The 21,440-nt window shown below is 59.2% G+C and carries 19 protein-coding genes; 15 read left to right on the top strand and 4 right to left on the bottom strand.

Going from position 1 to position 21,440, the window contains the following annotated elements; genetic code table 11:
- Positions 1-70 precede the first annotated feature (70 nt).
- From HU718_RS00445 to tssI, 4 genes are read right to left on the bottom strand one after another with little or no spacing between them, the layout of a single operon-like run.
- A complete protein-coding gene (locus HU718_RS00445; RefSeq protein ID WP_186613281.1) occupies positions 71-2,407 on the bottom strand; it encodes a lipase family protein in 2,337 nt (778 codons plus the stop codon).
- On the bottom strand, positions 2,404-3,195 hold the full coding sequence (locus tag HU718_RS00440; protein ID WP_150706240.1) for a hypothetical protein: 792 nt from the start codon (positions 3,193-3,195) through the stop codon (positions 2,404-2,406). The genes HU718_RS00445 and HU718_RS00440 overlap by 4 nt, the downstream gene beginning before the upstream one ends.
- Positions 3,192-4,040, bottom strand: coding sequence for a DUF4123 domain-containing protein (locus HU718_RS00435; protein WP_186613283.1), 849 nt, complete (start codon positions 4,038-4,040; stop codon positions 3,192-3,194). The genes HU718_RS00440 and HU718_RS00435 overlap by 4 nt, the downstream gene beginning before the upstream one ends.
- The gene (gene tssI, locus HU718_RS00430; protein WP_186613286.1) at positions 4,037-6,061 is read right to left on the bottom strand and encodes a type VI secretion system tip protein TssI/VgrG; all 2,025 of its coding nucleotides are present in this window, start codon (positions 6,059-6,061) and stop codon (positions 4,037-4,039) included. Before tssI ends, HU718_RS00435 begins: the two co-directional genes overlap by 4 nt.
- A gap of 714 nt (positions 6,062-6,775) precedes the next feature.
- Between tssI and tssA the strand changes: the two genes are divergently transcribed.
- From tssA to tagH, 15 genes are all read left to right on the top strand, one after another.
- Positions 6,776-8,338, top strand: coding sequence for a type VI secretion system protein TssA (gene tssA, locus HU718_RS00425; protein WP_038359349.1), 1,563 nt, complete (start codon positions 6,776-6,778; stop codon positions 8,336-8,338).
- Positions 8,339-8,370: 32 nt separating this feature from the next.
- Positions 8,371-8,874 (top strand): type VI secretion system contractile sheath small subunit, encoded by a 504-nt coding sequence (gene tssB, locus HU718_RS00420; RefSeq protein WP_003229587.1) that lies wholly within the window; start codon positions 8,371-8,373, stop codon positions 8,872-8,874.
- Between the two features lie 25 nt (positions 8,875-8,899).
- The gene (gene tssC, locus HU718_RS00415) at positions 8,900-10,375 is read left to right on the top strand and encodes a type VI secretion system contractile sheath large subunit (protein ID WP_007920272.1); all 1,476 of its coding nucleotides are present in this window, start codon (positions 8,900-8,902) and stop codon (positions 10,373-10,375) included.
- Between the two features lie 9 nt (positions 10,376-10,384).
- Positions 10,385-10,792 carry a type VI secretion system baseplate subunit TssE gene (gene tssE, locus HU718_RS00410; RefSeq protein WP_041476611.1) on the top strand — a complete coding sequence of 136 codons (408 nt, stop codon included), beginning with the start codon at positions 10,385-10,387 and terminating at the stop codon, positions 10,790-10,792.
- Positions 10,793-10,978: 186 nt separating this feature from the next.
- Entirely contained in the window at positions 10,979-11,365 is a 387-nt protein-coding gene (locus HU718_RS00405; RefSeq protein WP_150706244.1) for a hypothetical protein, read from the top strand.
- Entirely contained in the window at positions 11,362-11,748 is a 387-nt protein-coding gene (locus tag HU718_RS00400) for a hypothetical protein (RefSeq protein WP_150706245.1), read from the top strand. Before HU718_RS00405 ends, HU718_RS00400 begins: the two co-directional genes overlap by 4 nt.
- A gap of 14 nt (positions 11,749-11,762) precedes the next feature.
- A complete protein-coding gene (locus HU718_RS00395) occupies positions 11,763-12,140 on the top strand; it encodes a hypothetical protein (RefSeq protein WP_150706246.1) in 378 nt (125 codons plus the stop codon).
- Positions 12,137-12,586, top strand: coding sequence for a hypothetical protein (locus tag HU718_RS00390; RefSeq protein ID WP_150728987.1), 450 nt, complete (start codon positions 12,137-12,139; stop codon positions 12,584-12,586). The genes HU718_RS00395 and HU718_RS00390 overlap by 4 nt, the downstream gene beginning before the upstream one ends.
- A gap of 22 nt (positions 12,587-12,608) precedes the next feature.
- The gene (locus HU718_RS00385; RefSeq protein ID WP_224795027.1) at positions 12,609-13,004 is read left to right on the top strand and encodes a hypothetical protein; all 396 of its coding nucleotides are present in this window, start codon (positions 12,609-12,611) and stop codon (positions 13,002-13,004) included.
- A gap of 27 nt (positions 13,005-13,031) precedes the next feature.
- The gene (gene tssF, locus HU718_RS00380; protein WP_007920286.1) at positions 13,032-14,819 is read left to right on the top strand and encodes a type VI secretion system baseplate subunit TssF; all 1,788 of its coding nucleotides are present in this window, start codon (positions 13,032-13,034) and stop codon (positions 14,817-14,819) included.
- Entirely contained in the window at positions 14,783-15,790 is a 1,008-nt protein-coding gene (tssG, locus tag HU718_RS00375; protein WP_034152087.1) for a type VI secretion system baseplate subunit TssG, read from the top strand. The genes tssF and tssG overlap by 37 nt, the downstream gene beginning before the upstream one ends.
- Positions 15,791-15,801: 11 nt before the next feature.
- Positions 15,802-18,459: a type VI secretion system ATPase TssH gene (gene tssH / locus HU718_RS00370; RefSeq protein ID WP_186613287.1), complete on the top strand. Its 2,658-nt coding sequence runs from the start codon at positions 15,802-15,804 to the stop codon at positions 18,457-18,459.
- Positions 18,460-18,469: 10 nt separating this feature from the next.
- Entirely contained in the window at positions 18,470-19,990 is a 1,521-nt protein-coding gene (locus HU718_RS00365) for a sigma-54 interaction domain-containing protein (RefSeq protein ID WP_186613289.1), read from the top strand.
- Between the two features lie 93 nt (positions 19,991-20,083).
- A complete protein-coding gene (locus HU718_RS00360; protein WP_003229566.1) occupies positions 20,084-20,224 on the top strand; it encodes a hypothetical protein in 141 nt (46 codons plus the stop codon).
- Positions 20,225-20,242: 18 nt separating this feature from the next.
- The gene (tagH, locus tag HU718_RS00355; protein WP_186613291.1) at positions 20,243-21,439 is read left to right on the top strand and encodes a type VI secretion system-associated FHA domain protein TagH; all 1,197 of its coding nucleotides are present in this window, start codon (positions 20,243-20,245) and stop codon (positions 21,437-21,439) included.
- The last annotated feature ends 1 nt before the right edge of the window (position 21,440 follow it).

Raw genomic sequence — 21,440 nt, 5'->3', positions numbered from 1 at the left:
GTATAGGGTGCCGAATTCTTTGGCATTGGATTCTGGCATAGCCAAGGTTTGCCCGCGCGTTGTTTAGCCACTACACAATCGAATCAATATCCAGCTGAAACGGCGCGCCAACGGCATGCCCACCGGTCATTGCGGCAATAGCGGCATCGTGGTCTTCGGCGGCTGTCGGAATCATCGCCAGTTGTTCCTGAACGAGGTTTTCCGGGTGAGCGTTCCAGCGCAGCAGGTTTTCCTGCACCCACTCGGGCTGGTCGGCGTAGCTGCCGTAAACGTCGGCTTCGGTGACCCGCTGGCCGCGCAGGTCGACCAGGCGCGCCTGGGTCATTTTGATTTTGTCTATTTCATTGTTGAGAACCGTGGTTTTGTGATTTCTTTCCTGGTGACGGACATAGGCGCTGGGGTGAGCCTGGATCTCGCGCTCAACGGCACGCAGTTGCTTTCTGATATTTTCCAATGCGCCGCTGACCCATTCGAACTCCCGTGGTGTGACCAACGAGCGATTGAGCTGCTGCGCCTCTTGCCAGCGGCGCAGGCTTGCCCAGCAGCCGGGGATGTAGCTGCCGACCATCGAGTGATCGCCTGCCGCGAAGAGCTGCTTCAGAAAAGCGCCGCGTTTGGGCAAGCCATTGATATTTCGCAAGGCTTCGGCGCAGCCGTGATCGTTGATGATGCTGCAGCCCGGCTGCCAGAGAATGGATGACTGGTGTTCCTTGCCAAACACCACTGGCATGAAGTGGTGCAGCGCGCCGTGATGGCCGTAATCGTCACCGAAGAAGTTGGTCATTCCCCAGACAAGCAAGGCAAAACCGGCGGCCGGTGTAATAACCAGCACTGCACCGTTGGCGATATACATTGGCTTTGGATTGGCGAAGGTATTCATCCATGTGGCGGGTACGCTGGGTACAGGGTCGTTCTGGTTGACGATGCGATGGTGGATCAGTGGCTGGGCGCTTTCGATGAAAGTGGTGTCGCCGGCGCGAGGGGCGCCGTAGGTGTAGAGAACGATCTGCGTTAAGTACTGTGGATCGCGTCGCAGCATCTCCGACAATATCAGTGCGATTGCCCCGCCCAGGCTGTGTCCAGTAATCAGCAGTTTTTGCCCGCTGTAGAATCGCTCCAGATAACTCACCACAAACGGGTAAACCGCTTGGGCACCGCCGTAGAAGCCACGGTGCACCTTGCCTTCTCCTTCTTGAAAAGGAACCTGGTAGGCGTCTCCATCACGCAGGCCATCGGGTAACACTTCACTGGTTCCCCGGACACTGATCAATATCAACTCGTCGTGATGCGTAATAAAGGCCTGGGTGTCCGTACTGTCGGCTTGTTTGCGATCATCGAAAAAGTGCAGCTTGGCCGGATGTTCCTGTTCATCCCCCAATGCTGGATCATTCACCTCGGAGTAGTGCTGTGGATCGAACGGCACCACTTCCAGCCGTTTCGAGTAAGGGACTTCTTCATACAACGGGTAGTACTTCTTCGTTTGCGACGCATCGACTTTCCACAACTCATCAAACTGCGGCAGAGCATGGCCAAACCAATTGCCGCTGCTGGGCTGCAAGGGGAAGCTCACGCTGTCGGTCTTCACCGGTTGGGTGTTCGGCTCCTGGCCAAAATCGGTGTAACTAAGGGTGGCCATCAATGACAGTTGATAAAGGTTGAGTGCGCAGAATTCGTTGCTCGTCGACAGCATCGGGCGCAATGCCCTCATGGGGCGCACCTCCAGCACATGATGTTTGTTAGGCAGCAAGGCAATGCCTGTAAGTTTGGGCGGGGGTGGAGAAAAACCCAACTCCACCATGCCCCGGTCTTCCTGACTGAAGATCGCGCTTGCCCCTTTATCCGGGACACTTGCATCAACCTGCGCAAAGGATCTGGTTTTGTGTGCGGATCGCATGAGTTTGTGAACCACCATATTCGGCGGATCACTACGCTGGGCCAAGGGCGGCAAGTGCGCTATATGCTTGACCAGTTCGCTCACTTCAACCTGGTAATAGGCAGCGTTTGCCGCAAGGTCTTTTGCAGGATTGGCTTGGGTGCGTACACCTGATTTGTTGAAGAACCGGGTTTTTTCGGCGCGCACCTGGAGTTCGGTGATGGGCAGGGGGTAGTGCTCCCTTGCCCTCAAATCTTTATAGAGCGCTTCTGTTCCTGTGAAAGGCTGACTGAGCTTGAGTATTAATGGGCCGCAGTAATGGTTATCTACCTTGCCGCAACCTTTGACATCCAGTTTTCCGGCGTAGACGGTATCTTCATAATCGATGATTTCGTATGTCAAGCCCGCATAGGGTTTGCCGTTACCAAGCTCATCCACCAATTGAAAACTGGTCGAATGCCCGCGCTTGGGGCAGGCGTGGATGTTGCCCTGCATAAAAATCGCAACATTCGTCTCTAAAGATTCCATGCTCATGGAGTTTCTTCCTTATTCTCAGTACACCCCGGATAAATTGTGCAAATGCGCTCATCCACCATCCTGAAGGTGCTGAAGTCCTTGTAATTCCCATTGCAGTAACCACGCTGATCCTCCATACCTTCACCCAAACAGCGCTTCCAGCCACCGGGAACTTCAACCCAGGTGTCACCCCAGCCGGGCCTTTCTTCATCAGCCAACTTGATCTTCAGCCTTACGGTTATTCCCGCTAGCTGAGTCAGCGTGTACGCCGTGGAGGGGCGGCTTTGTCCAACATTGCCCTGCTCATCCATTTTTTTGCATCTCAACATTTTTATGAGGTAACGCTTGGGACTGACGGTGCGAAAAAACCACATACACTCACCGATGAACTCAGCTGTCTCGTCATCTCTGAAACTACCCATTTGTCGCTCCAGCAACTCTGGACGCACTGCAAATGAGGCGTAGTCATAGCTGCTGTTACTTCGTCCGGGGCCAAAAACACCGATGACCTTGATCTCCACATGGTTCAGCGCCAGCGGGCAGTCGCTTACGGTTCTGTAAAGCGGGACTACGGAAGTGCCTGCGTGTTTCATGTTGGTTTTGTTGAACCCAAGCTGAGTACCTTTTCCACCGGGTACCGAGCATGTTTGATCTTTGGCGGGCACATAGGTGGCCGTCAGGTCGTACTTGAAGTTGGGTGGAAAGTCAGGAACAAAGGTAAACGTGTTCGGCGTACCAACCGCAGAGCAGCCCAGGATCAATGCAGTGCAACTGCCAAGTGCCAGATATTGAAATGCACGTCTCATAGGGGGCCGCTCTCCTGCCAATACAGCACCTGCTGATACACCCGCTCAAAATGCGCCGTCGGGTCTTCTTCAGGTTTCGGCGACCATGACCTGGGCGGCACATACCCCGTTAGCTGAAGACTTTGGGTCAGCAAAAAGTGCACTTGCTCCGGTTGCTGCCAGCCCCACAGGCGCGTCAGCTGAATCTGTCCCCACAGCCAGTCATCCATGTCGAGTTGCTCCGCTAGCTTGGCCATCGCTTCAGTGTGCTCACCCACCAGATAGCGTCGGGCGTTGTCGAACAGCACGTTGGCGTAAATCAGCTCCGGTATGGGCGTCTGCAGCCATGGTGGGTCGATGGGCAGCGGGTGTTCGCCGGGTTCCGGGTTGTCGGCGACGTTCCATTGCCCGGCATGCCAGTAACAGATGCTGCTGACCGGCCCGAGCAACGCTGCGTATTGCTCGGGTTGCAGATGCGCCAGCGCGCGTTCGAGCACGCGGTTGTCATGCACGCGATACACCGCCAGGTTGGGGCGTTCACCGGTCACCACGCGCTCGCGCCAATGGCTTGCCAGATCATCCAGAGCGACATGCTCGGCGCTGGCCAGCCAACCCCAATGGCGATCGGGTATGTCGAGCAATGACAGGATGACGGGGTGGCGCGCCGTGTCGATCTGCAAAAGCAGCGGGCCGGTTTGCGCCAATGACTCAGCCGCCGTGCCCGCGTACAAATGACGAAATCGCTCAGTGCCGAGGTCGGCGGCCAGCGCCGTGCGTGCTTCACTCTGACCGTCGGAGTCGAGCATCAGAAACAGATCACGTCCGGCGCGGGACTGCTCGTGCAGCCATAGTTCGACCCGGTTCATGCGACTTCTCCCAGGCCGCACTGCCCAGCCGCACAGGCTTCGCACAGCGGGCAATAATCCGCCGCTTGCTGGCGAGCACTGTTGACGATCGACAGCGGTGTGGCACTGACAGGAGGGGCGATGCCGCCCACTGCCTGCAGCGGCTGGAGTGGCGCGATGCCCGCCAACGGCGCACCGCCCTCGACGATGGGCACGCTGCTGAAAATCCCGCCGGCGTTGATGACGATGTGGTGCCCACCCGCCGACAGCGTCAGGCTCATGCCGGCGTCGATCACCACGCTGCTCGCGGTGACATGCGCCTGCTGGCCGGCCTGAATCACCAGCGCTCCAACCGAGTGACTGCTGATGCCACTGACGGTCAGCAGATCATCGGCGTTGATCTGCGTACTTCGCACTCCGTGGTGGGTGCGCAGTGTCTTGCCCTCGATCAGGCTGGTGCTGTCATTGCCAATTTGCTCGAAGCGGTCGCGGGTAATCAGGCTGTGGCTGTCGTTAAGGATCAGTTGTTCCAGATCGCGCTGAGCCCGCAGGTAGATTTTCTCCTGGCCTGCACGGTCTTCGATCGACAGTTCGTTGTATCCGCCATTGCGCGGAGAGCTCTGGCTGCGCAACACCGTTCGGGTCTCGTTGGCCGGCAGTGGGTGGGCGGGGGATTTGACCTTGTTGGGCACGCACCCGGTGATCAGCGGTTGATCCGGGTCACCCTCCTGAAAGGTCACGACCACTTCCATGCCGATGCGCGGAATGGTCATCGCCCCGAAACCTTCCCCGGCCCAGCTAGAGGCAACGCGTATCCAGCAACTGCTCTTCTCGTTATCGAGTTCTGCCCGGTCCCATGGAAACTCGACGCGAACCCTGCCGTATTCGTCGCAGAACGTCTCTCTTCCGGGCGGCCCGGTGACTCGCGCGGTCTGGCAAACCAGCACAGGTCTTGGCGCTGGCAGCGGCGGGCGATAGAGCACATCGGCCGGGATTGCCTTGAAGGTGTTGCGATAACCTTGAGTGAAACCATCAGCCGTTTTGTCATCGCTGCTGAAAGCCTCTTCCAGCACTTGGGGCTGCTTACCTTCATGAGTGATGTTCAGCAGCAACCACATCTCGTTGCAGTCCGGTCGCGGATGTTCGGTCAGGTCGAAAAGATGACCGCTGCGCAGTGTCGACTGATTGCTTTTGCCCTCAATCCATTGATAGTCGCTGCGGTGCCGCTCCAGTGCATGGCGCACCTGCCGTTTGCCGTGTTTCTCGGACGTCATGAGCAGCGGATAGCGATAGTCTTCAAGTTCGGGCGTGAACTCGGCGGTGAAGCGACTCTCCAGCAACAGGCTCGGGCGTTTCAGGTCATAGTCGCGACGGGTGACCGTGCTGGTGCGAGTGTTGAAGCCCATGGTGAGGTGATTGACCACCGGATGTTCTGCAACCATGCCGCTGTCAGGCTGAAAAGCGGTCGCTCCCAATTTTGGGAAAAACACCTGACTGTCGCTGAACACCAGCAAATGCCTGTCGACCGAGTGCTGGTGATGCCACGCGATGCCGTCCTCGGCGCACAGGCGCTGGATAAAACGGAAGTCGTCCTCGCCGTATTGCGTACAGTACTCACGCACCGCACTGGTGGTGACATTGAAGGTGAAGTCATCGGGCTGAATGCCCTGGCGTTGCAGAACCTGCGCAACAATTTGTGGCACCGTCAGGTTCTGAAAAATCCGTTGGTCGCGACTGAATTGCAGATAGTGCAGCGCGGGCACCAGTGTGAGCTCATAGCGAGTCAGGCGTTTGCCGAACTCCGCCAGCATTACGTTTTCGATGCGCCCGTGAATGCCTTCCTGATTGGCGCCGAATTGCAGGAACGCAGGTCGGCTTAGCAACGCTTCCAGATCGACATCAGTCCGCTCGCTCACCAGTGCGACACGGATGACATACAGCTGACTGACGGCTTCAGCGCCGTTGAACGAAAGCACCTTGAAGTCGTGACGAAAAGCAGGAATTTGCAGGGTAAACAGCGCGCAATTGCCCGTACCGAACATAGGCTTGTCCTTAAGCAAAGTGAGTCATTGCGCGGTGTCCGATCCTCCGTGATCGCCACGCATAAAAAATTTGCCAAGGCACGCTAGCTGCGCGGGAAATAAATTGATGTAAGAAGTGTCTCTGTCATTTGTCAGAGACTTCCGGGTTGTAAAACGTTGTATGAATTGAAGGAAAGGGCTGTAGGAGACTACTTCGGTATTTATTGAGTTAGCACGAATGTGCAGTGTTTCGGGGCTGTGAAAGTTTCACAAAAATACTTTGCCATCAAATTGATGGCACTTTTTCTGTTCGTCATTGTCCGCGCTAAATTGTTCAAAGAGGCCGCTACATTTTAGGAAGAGTCCTACTTCTATTTTTTTCAAGAGTTGTCATGCTTGCCGCCGTGTATTGGGACGGGCGCAAGGCAGGATGCCCACTCAGAGGGTCGGAGCGCTCTAGCTCAGGGTTTTGGCAGGAGGCAGGAAAATGTGGCGAATATAAATGACTATCAGGGATTCCCTTGCGACATATAGGGCAATCTCCTACAGGCCCCAATGAACACTTCGTCTTGTTGTTTAATCAGATGCTTGCTAGTGGCCATCATAGTGATTACGATGCGCCCACTTGAAAGAGCACATCTCAATTGGATGAGTCGCACCACCGCTCTTCGATACTGTCCCGCGCCACGGTTACTCCAACAGGCGCCTGACTGTAATCCTTAATAAAGGCCATGGATGTCCTACTCAAGCAAACTTTCCGCCCATTACCTCGAACTCGCTAAAGTCTCTGTTTCCAAAGAGAATTTCGCGGGCGAAGACGTTCGTTTTTCGAGCGAATTCGAGGCGCTGGAAAGCGAGCTGGCCAAAGCGTCGTCGATGCACGAAAGCGGGCAGATCGACTGGCTGAAAATCCGCGAAAACAGCGAAAATCTGCTGCGTACCCAATCCAAGGATTTGCGTGTCGGCGCCTGGCTGACCTGGTCGCTGTACCAGCGCGAATCCTTCCCCGGCCTCCTTGCCGGTCTCGGCTTGCTGCACCATTTGTCGGAAAACAACTGGGCCGACGTTCACCCGCTCAAACCCCGCACCCGTGCCGCCGCGATCGGCTGGCTGGTGCCGCGTCTCGAGCAGGTCATCACCGAAAACATTGCGATCAAAGAGCAGTTGCCGATGTTCCGGCAGCTCTCCGAGCACCTGTCCGGTCTCGAAGCGGCGTGTGCTGAGCACCTGGGCGATGATTCGCCGCTGCTACTGCCGATTTCCCGTCGCCTGAAAACCATGATCCAGCGCGCGGCCGACAATCAGCCAGCCCCCGGTGTGGTCGGTGCGGCGGTGGCGCAGGTCAAGCAGGCTGCCAGCCAGTTGCTCACCCCCGGCGCACCGATCGACAACGAGCGCGAGGCGCACAAAGCCCTGCGCGCCCAGCAGGAAAGTGCCCGCCCGTTGTGCGCCTGGTGGCTCAAGCAGAAAGCCACCGACCTGCGCGCCCTGCGCCTCAATCGCACGCTGCTGTGGATGACCATTGACGCGGTGCCCGAGCGCAACGCCGAGCAGATCACCGTGCTGCGCGGTTTGCCGCTGGAAAAGCTCAAGCTCTATCAGGACCGTTTCGATCAGGGTAAATACGCTGACCTGCTGGTGGAACTGGAGGCAAGCCTGGCGAAGGCGCCGTTCTGGTTCGATGGCCAGAGGATGGTCTGGGAATGTCTCCAGAACCTCAACGCCGAGTTGGCAATGCGCGAAGTGGAAATCCACTTCGCGCTTTTGGTTCAACGGCTGCCCGGCATTGTCGAGTTGCGCTTCCATGACGGCGCGCCGTTTGCCGATCCGTCCACCCGGGCGTGGATCGCCGCCAACGTCATGCCGCACCTGCAAAGCGCCAGTGCGCCGCGCAAGGTCGAAAGCGAAAACGTCGAAACCCAGCCGGCCTGGGAAAAGGCCCTCGAAGAAGTCCTGCCGCTGCTGCGCAAGGAAGGCCTGAAGCCGGCCGTGCAGACGCTCAAGCAAGGTTTGCAGTCGGCCCACGGCGGACGCGAACGTTTCTTCTGGCAGTTCGCCCTCGCGCGCCTGTGCTTCATGGCCAAGAAATACGAACTGGCCAAGAACCAGCTGGAAACCCTCGATCAGACATTACAGGACTCAGGCCTGCACGCCTGGGAGCCCGATCTTGCATTGGAAGTGCTGCATTTACTGCATAGCTGCTGCGAGTTGTTGCCGCAGAACCATGCCGTACGTGAACGCAAGGAAGAGATTTATCGCAGGCTGTGCCACCTCGACCTCGAAGTGGTACTCGAATAGGCCCCAGGGCCACAACCGCAAGGAGAAAAGCCATGGCCAAAGAAGGCTCGGTAGCCCCCAAGGAACGCATCAACGTCACCTTCAAACCCGCCACCGGCGGTGCTCAGGAAGAGATTGAACTGCCGCTGAAGCTGCTGGCAATCGGTGACTACACCCACCGCAAGGACGATCGCAAAATCGAAGATCGCAAGCCGATCAGCATCGACAAGATGACCTTCGACGAAGTGTTGGCCAAGCAAGAACTGGGTCTGACGCTGAGCGTGCCGAACCGTCTGCAGGAAGATGGCGAGGCCGACGAGCTGGCTGTGCAACTGCGCGTCAATTCGATGAAGGACTTCAACCCGGCCAGCCTGGTCGAGCAAGTGCCTGAGCTGAAAAAACTGATGGAACTGCGCGATGCGCTGGTGGCCCTCAAAGGCCCGCTGGGTAACGCACCTGCGTTCCGTAAAGCGATCGAAGGCGTGCTCGCCGACGACGAATCCCGCGGTCGCGTACTCGGTGAGCTGGGCCTGAACGCCGCAGCCCCGGACGCCTGAGACTCCAGCCAAGGAAGCCAACACAATGAGCACTAGCGCAGCACAAGAGAAGAGCGCCGGCAACGGCGAGTACAGCATTCTCGACAGCATCATCGCCGAAACCCGTCTGACTCCGGACGACGAAGCCTACGACATCGCCAAGCGCGGTGTGTCGGCGTTCATCGAAGAACTGCTCAAGCCGCAGAACAACGGTGAGCCGGTCAAAAAGGCCATGGTTGACCGCATGATCGCCGAGATCGATGCCAAGCTCAGCCGTCAGATGGACGAAATCCTGCACCACCCGGACTTCCAGGCTCTGGAATCGTCGTGGCGTGGTCTGCAGTTGCTGGTCGACCGCACCAACTTCCGCGAAAACATCAAGATCGAAATCCTCAACGTTTCGAAAGAAGACCTGCTGGACGATTTCGAAGATTCGCCGGAAGTCATGCAGTCGGGCCTGTACAAGCACATCTACACCGCTGAATACGGCCAGTTCGGTGGTCAGCCTGTGGGCGCGATCATCGCTAACTACTACATGTCGCCAAGCTCGCCAGACGTCAAGCTGATGCAGTACGTGGCCAGCGTTTCGTGCATGTCCCACGCGCCGTTCATCGCTGCTGCCGGCCCGAAATTCTTCGGTCTGGAAAGCTTCACCGGCCTGCCGGATCTGAAAGATCTGAAAGACCACTTCGAAGGCCCGCAATTCGCCAAATGGCAGAGCTTCCGTACTTCGGAAGACTCCCGCTACGTTGGCCTGACTGTGCCGCGTTTCCTGCTGCGTAACCCGTACGATCCGGAAGAAAACCCGGTCAAATCGTTCGTGTACAAGGAAACCGTTGCCAACAGCCACGAGCACTACCTGTGGGGCAACACCGCTTACGCGTTCGGCACCAAGCTGACCGACAGCTTCGCCAAATTCCGCTGGTGCCCGAACATCATCGGCCCGCAGAGCGGTGGCGCGGTTGAAGACCTGCCGTTGCACCATTTCGAAAGCATGGGCGAAATCGAAACCAAGATTCCTACTGAAGTTCTGGTTTCCGACCGTCGTGAATACGAACTGGCCGAGGAAGGCTTCATCTCCCTGACCATGCGTAAAGGCTCCGATAACGCGGCGTTCTTCTCCGCGAGTTCGGTGCAGAAGCCGAAGTTCTTCGGCATCAGCGCAGAAGGCAAGGCCGCAGAGCTGAACTACAAGCTCGGCACCCAACTGCCGTACATGATGATCGTCAACCGCCTGGCTCACTACTTGAAAGTGCTGCAGCGCGAGCAACTCGGTTCGTGGAAAGAACGTACCGACCTCGAGCTGGAACTGAACAAGTGGATTCGTCAGTACGTTGCCGACCAGGAAAACCCGAGCGCCGAAGTCCGTGGCCGTCGTCCGCTGCGCGCTGCGCAAGTGATCGTCAGCGACGTTGAAGGCGAGCCGGGCTGGTACCGCGTGAGCTTGAACGTGCGTCCGCACTTCAAGTACATGGGTGCCGATTTCACCCTGTCGCTGGTTGGCAAGCTGGACAAAGAGTAAGAGCGACTCATGGACGGATACGGCAGCCTGTTCGAACGCCTCAACGGCGACGCGCAACTACGCAAGGGCAACAGCCTTGAGGCTTGTGCCATGGCGTCAGTGGCTGCCCATCTGGCCAAAATGCTCAGCACCCGGGCCGGCAGCGTGCAAACGCTGGCCGACTACGGGTTGCCCGATCTCAATGACATGCGCCTGAGCCTGCACGACTCCCTGAGTCAGGCCCGTCTGGCCATCGAAAACTTCATCGAAGCCTACGAGCCGCGCCTGAGCAATGTGCGTGTCATTTCCCTGCCGCGTGACCACGATCAACTTCGCCTGGCCTTCAGCATCGAAGGCCTGCTGGAAGTTGAAGGGTTCAAGCGTCAGGTCAGTTTTTCCGCGCGCCTGGATGGCAGCGGACAAGTGAAGGTGAACTAGAACCATGGGAGAGAGCGCCGTTCACCGGAGCATGTTGGTAACGTTGGGGCGTAGCGCTTTGCTATTTGTTGCCCTGGCTGTTGCTGCACTGCTCTCGGCTGCCTGTTACGTGAAAACGACGGCGGCACGGCTGGCTCACGAGTACTCCAGGACCTGGAGCACCCCCTATAAAGTGATGGAAAACTGATGGGTAGCCGACTCATTGGATTGGCCGTGCATTCGTTGGCCTGCGTGCTCTACATCGTGCTCAACAACTTTGCCGTGCCTGTCTACAAACAGCTCATGGGCGGGCTGACCTCCCGTGGCGTGGCCATCGGCATGGGCATGTACCTCGTTTTTTACTTTTTCGCTTCGCTGAATCTTGTGCTGGTGTTCATCAATCGCCTCGCCATCAAGTTTGGTGTGGCGATCTTCATGATGTTGGCGATCCTGATTTACCTGCTGCCGCAGTATCCCGTTCGCGCCATGGCGTATTGCGCATTGGCAGGTGGTCTGACGCTGTTGGCGATGCTGGTGACTCACGACATCAGCGCCGCGTTCAACCGCCAGAGCGAGACAGGGTGTAGGCCATGACGCAATGGGTGCGTGTTTGGAAATGGCTCAATCATCTGCTGAGCCTGATCGGAGCATTGGCCATCATTGCGGTCGTGATGGTCGCGATCAAATTGAGCTGGAGTCACTCGAAAAAGCCGGTATTGCCCAGCTACCCCGACGCGGTATGGCGTGGTGCCGAGGATGGTGGCGACTTCATCGAAATTACCCGGTCGATGCCGCCGGACTACTTCATTGAGGTGCGCTCGGAGGGCGGCAGTCTCGTCAAGGAAGGCTGGGTGCGCTTTGCCACCCACGATGGCAAGCCGTTGACGATGAACCGTGTCAGCGCTTCCGACGGTGAATACCTCTTCATTGACTCGTACGTGCCGATTACGGCGAGCAAGGGAGGGCGTGTTCAGTGAGATTTTGCGCCTGCATGACATCGCTGTCGGCGCTGACCGGCCTGCTGTTGGCGGGCTGCACGACGCAGCTGGTTTATATGAACGACATTTACCTGGTCAACACCTGTGGCGTGCCGCTTGAAGTGCAGACGCAGCACTCGACCAACTGGTTGCCAGTGATCGAGCCGCGTGTTGTTGCACCGGGCGAACGGATCAGTGTGGCCAGCTACAGATCCTACGGCGAAGACGTCGACGAGCAAGTCAGCTGTCGCTATGCGCTCACCGTGAAGGGGCCTGAACGCACGCGCTTGGTCAGTGCCGATGACATGCGCAACGCCTTGCTCGGCGTCAAACGCGAGCGCGATGGATTGCAACGCAGCTGGACGCTCAAGGATGGAGTGTTTTGCCCATGACTGCCGGCCCGAATGAGATGCGCATGAACCTGCCGGCCCGCATCGTCTGCTGCCTGTTGATCCACAGTTTTTTCTGTGTCGGCTACACGTTGCTGAATAACTTTGCGGCCGACTGGTACATCTCGACCTACGGCAGCCTTACCTCCCGTGGCGTGAACATTCGCCTGACCAGCAAATTCCTCTACGAGTTTTTTCTGGTTTTCAATTGGCTGCTGGCGATGATTCTGGTCCTGCGCGTGAAGTTGGTGCTGTGGGCGATCTGGGTGGCGCTGGTGCTGTTCTGGATGCTGCCGGATCACCCGCTGCGGGCGCTGTTGTATGGCATTGGTCAGGGCGCGTTCACATTGGCGGCGATCCTCCTCAGCCACGGGCTGGACGCCTGGTACAAGCGAAAATGTGCAGGCACAAAAGCCGCGAAGCTCGCCTCGGGGGCCAGCCATGCTTAGTCGCGCGCAGCTGAGTTTCTTCATGGCTGCATTGTGGTGGCCATTGCTGGCGGTGTTGGCGATCAGTTCCTATGACCTGTGGAATGGCGAGTATTCAACACCCGAGTCGTCCGGAATTTATTGGCAGTACCTGTTGTGGTGGGGAATTCCCGGGCTTCTGGGCTTTTCGCTGTGGATGTCCCGATCGGCGCAGAGCCGCAACGAGCAACAGGCATTGCGGATGGTTTGGTGGGCGCCGGTGAAGTTCATCCCGTTCTACGCCGTGCCATGGATGCTGTATGGCTTGCTCAGTCTGGTCGTCGGTCAGCTCAGTGATGCCTACATGGCGTACGGCTGGATCTCGATTGTGCCGTTCCTGCTGATTGGCGGTTATGTCTGTGCCGGCGTGACGGTCGCGCTCTACAGGATATTTTTTTGATGAGTTCCACTACCAGGCAGGTACCCCGTGTCCTTTAACCACTACTACCAAAGCGAACTCACCGCACTGCGCCAACTCGGTCGCCGTTTCGCCGAGCGTAGTCCGGCGTTGGCGCCGTATCTGGGCCAGGCAGGGCGGGATCCGGATGTGGAGCGGTTGCTCGAAGGCTTTGCGTTTCTGACTGGGCGTCTGCGCCAGAAGCTCGATGACGAGCTGCCGGAGCTCAGCCATTCGCTGATGCAGCTGCTGTGGCCGAACTACATGCGCCCGCTGCCGGCGTTCAGCATTTTGCAGTTCGACCCGCTCAAGCGATCCGGGCCGGCGTTGCGCGTCGAGCGCGATACGCCGATTGAAAGCAAACCGATCGAAGACGTGCGTTGCCGCTTCCGCACCTGCTACCCGACTGACGTGTTGCCGCTGGATCTGGCTGCGCTGAACTACTCGGTGAAGGGCGACGGCTCGCTGCTCAGCCTGCGTCTGGAAATGAGCGCCGATGGCCACCTCGGTGAGCTGGAACTGAGCAAGCTGCGTTTGCACTTTGCCGGTGAGCGCTACATCAGCCAGATGCTCTACCTGAGCCTGCTGCGCAACCTCGAAGGCATCGAGTTGATCCCGCTCGACGGTGCCGGCAAACCCATCGATGGCGTCAGCGGCAAGCCGATGGCATTCAAGATTCCCGGTGATCGGGTCAAACCGGTGGGCTTTGCCGAAGAAGAGGCGTTGATCCCGTATCCGCTGAACACCTTCCGTGGCTATCGCTACCTGCAGGAATATTTCGCCTTCCAGGACAAGTTCCTGTTCGTCGACGTCAACGGTCTGGACATCATCAACGCGCTGCCGGAAGACACGCTCAAGCAGATGCGCGGCCTGGAATTGCGCTTCGATATTCGCAAGAGCGGCATCATGCGCATGCGCCCGACGCTGGATAACGTGAAGCTGTTCTGCACGCCGATTGCCAACCTGTTCGCCCACGACGCGCTGCCGATCCGCCTCGACGGCAAGCAAGATGAATACCTGCTGCTGCCAGCGGAATACGATCTGGAAAACTGCGGCGTGTTCTCGGTGGAAACCGTCACCGGCTGGAAGCCCGGCGGCCTCGGTTATCAGGAATACGTGCCGTTCGAATCCTTCGAGCACGACCCGAGTTTCGACGTGCCCAATAGCCGTCCGCATTACAGCATCCGCCAGCGCTCGTCCTTGCTGCACGACGGCCTCGACACCTACCTGAGCTTCGGCATCCGTCACACCGAAGCCCACGAAACCCTGTCGATCGAGCTGATCTGCACCAACCAGAACCTGCCGCGCAAGCTCAAGCTTGGCGACATCTGCATGGCCTGCGAAGAGACGCCCGAGTTCTTGAGTTTCCGCAACATCACCCCGGCCACGTCGAGCTTCGCGCCACCGCTGAACCGTGACTTCCTGTGGAAGCTGATCAGCAACATGTCGCTTAACTATCTGTCGCTGGCCGACGTCAATGCATTGAAGGTGATTCTCGAAACCTACGACCTGCCGCGCTACTACGACCAGCACGCGGAGAAGGTCAGCAAACGCCTGCTCGGCGGCCTCAAGCACATCAAGCATCATCACGTCGACCGCTTGCACCGTGGGTTGCCGGTGCGCGGTCTGCGCACCGAACTGACTATCGACCCGGAAGGGTATATCGGCGAAGGCGACCTGTTCGTTTTCGCTTCGGTTCTTAACGAGTTTTTCGCGCTTTACGCCAGTCTCAATTCATTCCATGAGCTGCGCGTAAAAAGCACACAGGGAGAGGTGTACCAATGGACACCACGTATGGGCCTGCAGCCCCTGCTTTAAGCGGGCTGACCAAGGTAATACGCGAGTACTCGCTGTTTCAGGCCGTGCTGCTGGTGATCGACCGGCTGCGCGAAGCACACCCGTACCTGAGCGAAGACGATCTGTACGACCACGTGGAGTTTCAGGCCAACCCGAGCCTGGGCTTTCCGCGCAGCGACGTCGATCGCGTCGAGTTTTTCGAAGAGCACGGGCAGATGCGCGCGCGCATGCGTTTCAACCTGATTGGCCTGGTCGGCTCGGGTTCGCCGTTGCCGGCGTTCTACGGCGAACAAGCCCTGGGCGACAGCGAGGACGGCAACCCGACGCGCAATTTCCTCGACCTGTTCCACCATCGCCTGCAACGGCTGATGCTGCCGATCTGGCGCAAGTATCGCTACCGCGCAAGCTTCCAGAGCGGCGCGATTGACCCGTTCTCGTCGCAGCTGTTCGCCCTGATCGGCCTCGGTGGCGAAGAGATCCGCAAGGCCAAGGAACTCAACTGGAAGCGCTTGCTGCCGTACCTCGGCCTACTCAGCTTGCGCGCGCACTCGGCGGCGCTGATCGAAGCCGTGCTGCGTTACTACTTCAAGCACGAAGACCTGGTCATCGAGCAGTGCATCGAGCGCCGCGTAGAAATTCTCGAAGAGCAGCGCAATCGTTTGGGCCGCGCCAACAGCCTGCTCGGTGAAGACCTTGTGCTCGGCGAACACGTGCGCGACCGCAGCGGCAAATTCCGCATTCACATCACCGAACTCGACTGGCAGCGATTCCATGAATTCCTGCCGATCGGTTTCGGTTACCAGCCGCTCTGCGCGCTGGTGCGGTTCACCTTGCGTGACCCGCTCGATTACGACATTCGCCTGGTCCTGCGCCAGGAAGAAATCCGCGAACTGCGCATCGGTGAGCAGAACGCCTGTCGCCTCGGTTGGACCAGTTGGCTGGGCCGCGAAAAAGCGGACGGCGTGGTGACCCTGGGCAGCAAAATTCATTAAGGACGTGAGCCATGATCAACGTAGACCTGCAACAACTCATCCAGGCGCTGGACGCCGAAACCCGTCGTGATCTTGAGCGTTCGGCCGAGCGTTGCGTGGCCCGTGGCGGCAGCAAGATCCTCGTCGAAGATTTGATGCTCGGCCTGCTCGAGCGACCGAACGGTTTGCTGTCGCGCGCACTGCAGGATGCAGACGTCGACGCCGGTGAACTGAGCGCCGCGCTGCAATCGCGCGTCGAACACAGCGCTTCGCGTAACCCGGTGTTCGCCCCGGAGCTGGTGCAGTGGCTGCAAGATGCGCTGCTGGTGGCCAACCTCGAACTGGGCCAGACCCAGGTTGAAGATGCGGCGCTGATCCTCGCTTTGCTGCGCAACCCGATGCGTTATGCCGGCAGCCGTTATCAGCCGCTGCTCGCCAAGCTGAATATCGATCGCCTGAAAGAATTTGCCCTGTCGCAACAGGAACAACCGGCGGCCAACGGTAAACCTGCCGCGCAGGGCGAATCGCTGTTGCAGCGCTTCACTCACAACCTGACTCAACAGGCCCGCGACGGCAAACTCGACCCGGTGCTGTGCCGTGATGGCGCGATCCGGCAGATGGTCGACATCCTCGCCCGTCGTCGCAAGAACAACCCGATCGTCGTCGGTGAGGCCGGTGTCGGCAAGACCGCCATCGTCGAAGGCCTGGCTTCGCGCATTGCTGCCGGTGAAGTACCGCAAGTGCTCAAAGGCGTTGAACTGCTGTCGCTGGACATGGGCCTTTTGCAGGCCGGCGCCAGCGTCAAAGGTGAATTCGAACGTCGTCTCAAAGGCGTGATCGACGAAGTGAAAGCCTCGCCGAAACCGATCATTCTGTTCATCGACGAAGCCCACACCCTGATCGGCGCGGGCGGCAACGCGGGCGGTTCCGACGCGGCCAACCTGCTGAAGCCGGCACTGGCCCGTGGCGAACTGCGTACCATCGCTGCAACCACCTGGGCTGAGTACAAGAAATACTTCGAGAAAGACCCGGCGCTGGCCCGTCGTTTCCAGCCAGTACAACTGCACGAACCGACCGTCAGCGAAGCGGTGACCATCCTCCGTGGTCTGGCCCAGGTTTACGAGAAGAGCCACGGCATCTATCTGCGTGATGACGCGGTGGTCTCGGCGGCGGAATTGTCCGCACGTTATCTGGCCGGTCGACAACTGCCGGACAAAGCCGTCGACGTTCTTGACACCGCTTGCGCCCGCGTACGCATCAGCCTCGCCGCCGCCCCGGAAAGCCTTGAGCGTCTACGTGGCGAACTGGCCGAAGGTGGCCGTCAGCGTCAGGCCCTGCGCCGCGATGCCGAAGCCGGTCTGCTGATCGACCACGAAGCGCTGGATGCGCTGGAAGCGCGTCTGGACGAAGCCGAAGACGAAATGGTCGCGTTGGAAACCCTGTGGACTGAACAGAAACAACTGGCCGAGCGCCTGCTGGAACTGCGTCAGCAACTGGCCAAGGCCCGCGAAGCTGCTGCGGTCGAGCCAGTGGTGACCGTTGAAGAAGACGCCGAAGGCACCGTGATCGAAACCGTCGCTGCCGAAGTCGAAGAAGGCCAGAGCGTCGAAGCGCTGGAAGCCCAGCTCAACGAAACCCACAGTGCACTGACTGCCGCCCAAGTCAAAGAACGTCTGGTCAGCTTCGAAGTGTGCCCGCGTCTGGTCGCCGAAGTGATCAGCGCCTGGACCGGCGTGCCGTTGGCGCAACTGGCCCGCGAGCACAACGCCAAAGTCGCCAGTTTCGCCACCGACCTGCGCACGCGCATTCGTGGTCAGGAACAAGCCGTGCACGCACTGGATCGCTCGATGCGCGCCACCGCTGCCGGCCTGAACAAACCGGACGCACCGGTCGGTGTGTTCCTGCTGGTCGGCCCGAGCGGCGTCGGTAAAACCGAAACCGCACTGGCCCTCGCTGACTTGCTGTACGGCGGTGATCGTTTCATCACCACCATCAACATGTCCGAATTCCAGGAGAAGCACACCGTTTCCCGCCTGATCGGCGCGCCACCGGGTTACGTCGGTTACGGCGAGGGCGGCATGCTCACCGAAGCCGTGCGGCAGAAACCGTACTCGGTGGTATTGCTCGATGAAGTCGAAAAGGCTGACCCGGACGTGCTCAACCTGTTCTACCAAATCTTCGACAAAGGCGTGGCCAACGATGGCGAAGGTCGCGAGATCGACTTCCGCAACACGTTGATCCTGATGACCTCGAACCTCGGCAGCGACAAGATCAGCGACCTTTGCGAGAACGGCGCACGCCCGACCGCCGAAGTCCTCGAAGAAACCATTCGCCCGGTGCTGAGCAAACACTTCAAACCGGCGCTGCTGGCGCGGATGAAAGTCGTGCCGTACTACCCGGTCGGCGGCCCGGTGTTGCGCGAGCTGATCGAGATCAAACTCGGTCGTCTCGGCGAGCGCCTGAATCGTCGTCAGCTGGATTTCAGCTGGTGCCAGAACCTCGTCGATCACCTGTCCGAGCGTTGCACGCAAAGCGACAGCGGCGCGCGCCTGATCGACCATCTGCTCGACCAGCACGTTTTGCCGCTGGTTGCGGATCGTCTGCTCGACGCCATGGCCACCGGTGAAAGCCTCAAGCGTGTGCATGCCACGCTCGACGGTGAAGCCAGCGTGACGTGCGAGTTCGCCTGAGGTGGGCGTGATGTTCACTCAGGTGCCGCAGCCACTGGTCTATGCCGAAGCGTTGCTGGCGCAGTTCGCCAGTCTGTCGCGGGCGGCGGACGGTGCTGCGTTGCTGGGTGACTTCGTGCGTGGTCTGGCCGAGCTGAGCGGTTGCGAGTTGACGCAGCTGTATCTGCTCGACGCCACCCACACGTGCCTGGGGATGAACGCCGAATGCCTCGACGGCGCCCTGCAACCGCGTGAAGCGGCGAGCCTGCCGGCGGATTACAACGGTGAGCAACTGCTGCAATTTGCCCTGTGCCAGAACCGCGTGGTGTGCCTCGACGACTTGAGCGGCAGCCTGCACGAAACCAGTTTTCTGCCGGCGGCAACCTCGCCGTGGCAGTCGCTGCTGTGCGTACCACTGGTCAATCAGCACAAAGCTGTTGAAGGCCTGCTGCTGTGCGCCAGCCGCCGACGTACGAACCTGCAAGGCTTCGCTGATTCCCTTGGCCAGCTCGGCTCGTTCGTGCTTGGCCAATTGCATTTGTTGCAACGCCTGCGTCAGCCGTTGGCGGAATCGACCACGGTGGCGCGCAGCGTGCCGAGCATCAGTGGCTATGGCTTGATCGGTAAAAGCGCGGCGATGCGCCAGACCCATTCGCTGATCAGCAAAGTCCTGCACAGTCCGTACACGGTTCTGTTGCGTGGCGAAACCGGCACCGGCAAGGAAGTCGTGGCGCGGGCGATTCACGATTGCGGCCCGCGTCGGTCGCAGGCGTTCATCGTGCAGAACTGCGCGGCGGTTCCGGAGAATCTGCTGGAAAGTGAACTGTTCGGCTATCGCAAAGGCGCCTTCACCGGTGCCGATCGTGATCGTGCCGGTCTGTTCGATGCGGCCAATGGCGGCACGCTGCTGCTCGACGAGATCGGCGACATGCCGCTGTCGTTGCAGGCGAAGATTCTGCGCGTGTTGCAGGAAGGCGAGATTCGTCCGCTGGGTTCCAACGACACGCACAAGATCGACGTACGCATCATCGCCGCGACCCACCGCGATCTGTCGACGCTGGTCAGTGAGGGCAAATTCCGCGAGGACTTGTACTACCGCCTCGCGCAATTCCCGATCGAGTTGCCGGCGCTGCGTCAGCGCGACGGCGACATCCTTGAACTGGCCCAGCACTTCGCCGAGAAGACCTGCACGTATTTGCAGCGCGATCCGGTGCGTTGGTCGAGTGCTGCGCTGGAACACCTGTCCGGCTACAACTTCCCCGGCAACGTGCGTGAACTCAAGGCCTTGGTCGAGCGTGCGGTGCTGCTGTGCGAGGGCGGTGAGTTGCTCGCCGAGCATTTCTCCCTGCGCATGGAGCCGATGCTGGAAGACAACAGCCACCTGAATCTGCGCGAACGTCTGGAGCAGGTCGAACGCACTTTATTGCTCGACTGCTTGCGCAAGAACGACGGCAACCAGACCCTCGCCGCCCGCGAACTGGGCCTGCCGCGACGCACGCTGCTGTATCGGCTTGGCCGTCTGAACATCAATCTGGGAGATTTCGATGGGTAGGCAAAACGTCATCGAAATCCTCGCAAAAACCAATTTCAGCGCCGCCCGCAAGGGTCGGCGCTTTGTGCTTTGTCTACCCCTGGAGACCCTCTGATGTCTGTTCGTCACTGGCACGCTGTCCTGCTGACCCTCGTCGTTCTATGCGGCCTTGGCGGCTGTAGCGGCAATTACAAATTCAACGACAACGACTATCGCCCGTTGGGTGATCCGCAAGCGGTCAATCGCGGCAAGTGACCGCAAGGAGCATCAAACATGGAATTGGTTTTCGAAATGCTGAACACCAAGCAGTTCGTGCCCACCGAGTTGTGCCAGAAGACCTTCAAACAGGCCGGCGGCGTCATCGGGCGGGGCGAGGACTGCGACTGGATCATCCCTGACCGCAAGCGTCATCTGTCCAATCACCACGCGATTGTCAGCTACCGCGAAGGCACGTTTTTCCTGACCGACACCAGCAGCAACGGTGTGCAGGACGGCGAAAGCGGCGCACGTCTGCACAAAGGCGAACCGGTGCGCATCGAACACGGCAGCACTTACGTGCTCGGCGACTTCGAGATTCGCGCGCGACTGGTGCGTGACCCGGCGACCTTCGATGGTGAAGTCGGCCGTCCGCGCGCCGCTGGCAGCATCATCCCTGACGACGCGTTTCTCGATCTCGACCCGCTCAACGCCCTCGAACAGCAAGAGCGCGTCTACTCGGAAATCGACGAACTGCTGGCGCCGAACACCAAACCTGAAGACTCCCGTCAGCGTGCCGACTACGCGCGCATCGACATGGAAAGCCTGATGGTGCCGGAACTGATCGCCGCGCCCGTCGAACCTGAGCCTGCTCCGGCGCCTAAAGCCGTCGAGCGTCAGAGCGAAGGTTTCTGGGATCACTTCGGTGCTGCGCTGGGTGTCGATGTCAAAGGCCTCAGCCATGACGAACGTGAAGCGCTGGCGCTGAACGCCGCGCGTCTGTTGCGGCAGAGCGTCGGCGGTTTGCAGCAGAGCCTGCGCACCCGTTCGGAGCTTAAAAACGAACTGCGTCTGGCCCAGACCACCGTGCAAGGCACCAACAAGAACCCGCTGAAATTCGCCGTTGATCCGAGCGAAGCACTGCAGATTCTGTTGCAGCCGAGCAAGCCCGGGCATCTGCCGGCCGAACAAGCCATCTCCCGTGCATTCCGCGATTTGCAGGCGCATCAGGTGGCCTTGCTGACCGCCAGCCGCGCCGCCGTACGCGGCACGCTGGAGCACTTCTCGCCAGAGCAATTGACCCTGCGTTTCGAACGCGACAACAAGCCGCTGATCGCCACATCCGGCGGGCGCTGGAGAGCGTTCGGCCGTTACCACCAGGCGCTGCGTCAGGACGATGACTGGAGCGAGCGTTTGCTGGCCCGCGACTTCGCCCAGGCCTACGAAGAACAGATTCGCCTGATCTCCACCCTCCACACCGACCACCAAGGATGAT

Source organism: Pseudomonas tensinigenes (assembly GCF_014268445.2).
In the GTDB taxonomy this organism is placed as follows: Bacteria; Pseudomonadota; Gammaproteobacteria; order Pseudomonadales; family Pseudomonadaceae; genus Aquipseudomonas; species Aquipseudomonas tensinigenes.
This window is presented reverse-complemented; position numbering and strand designations above follow the sequence as displayed.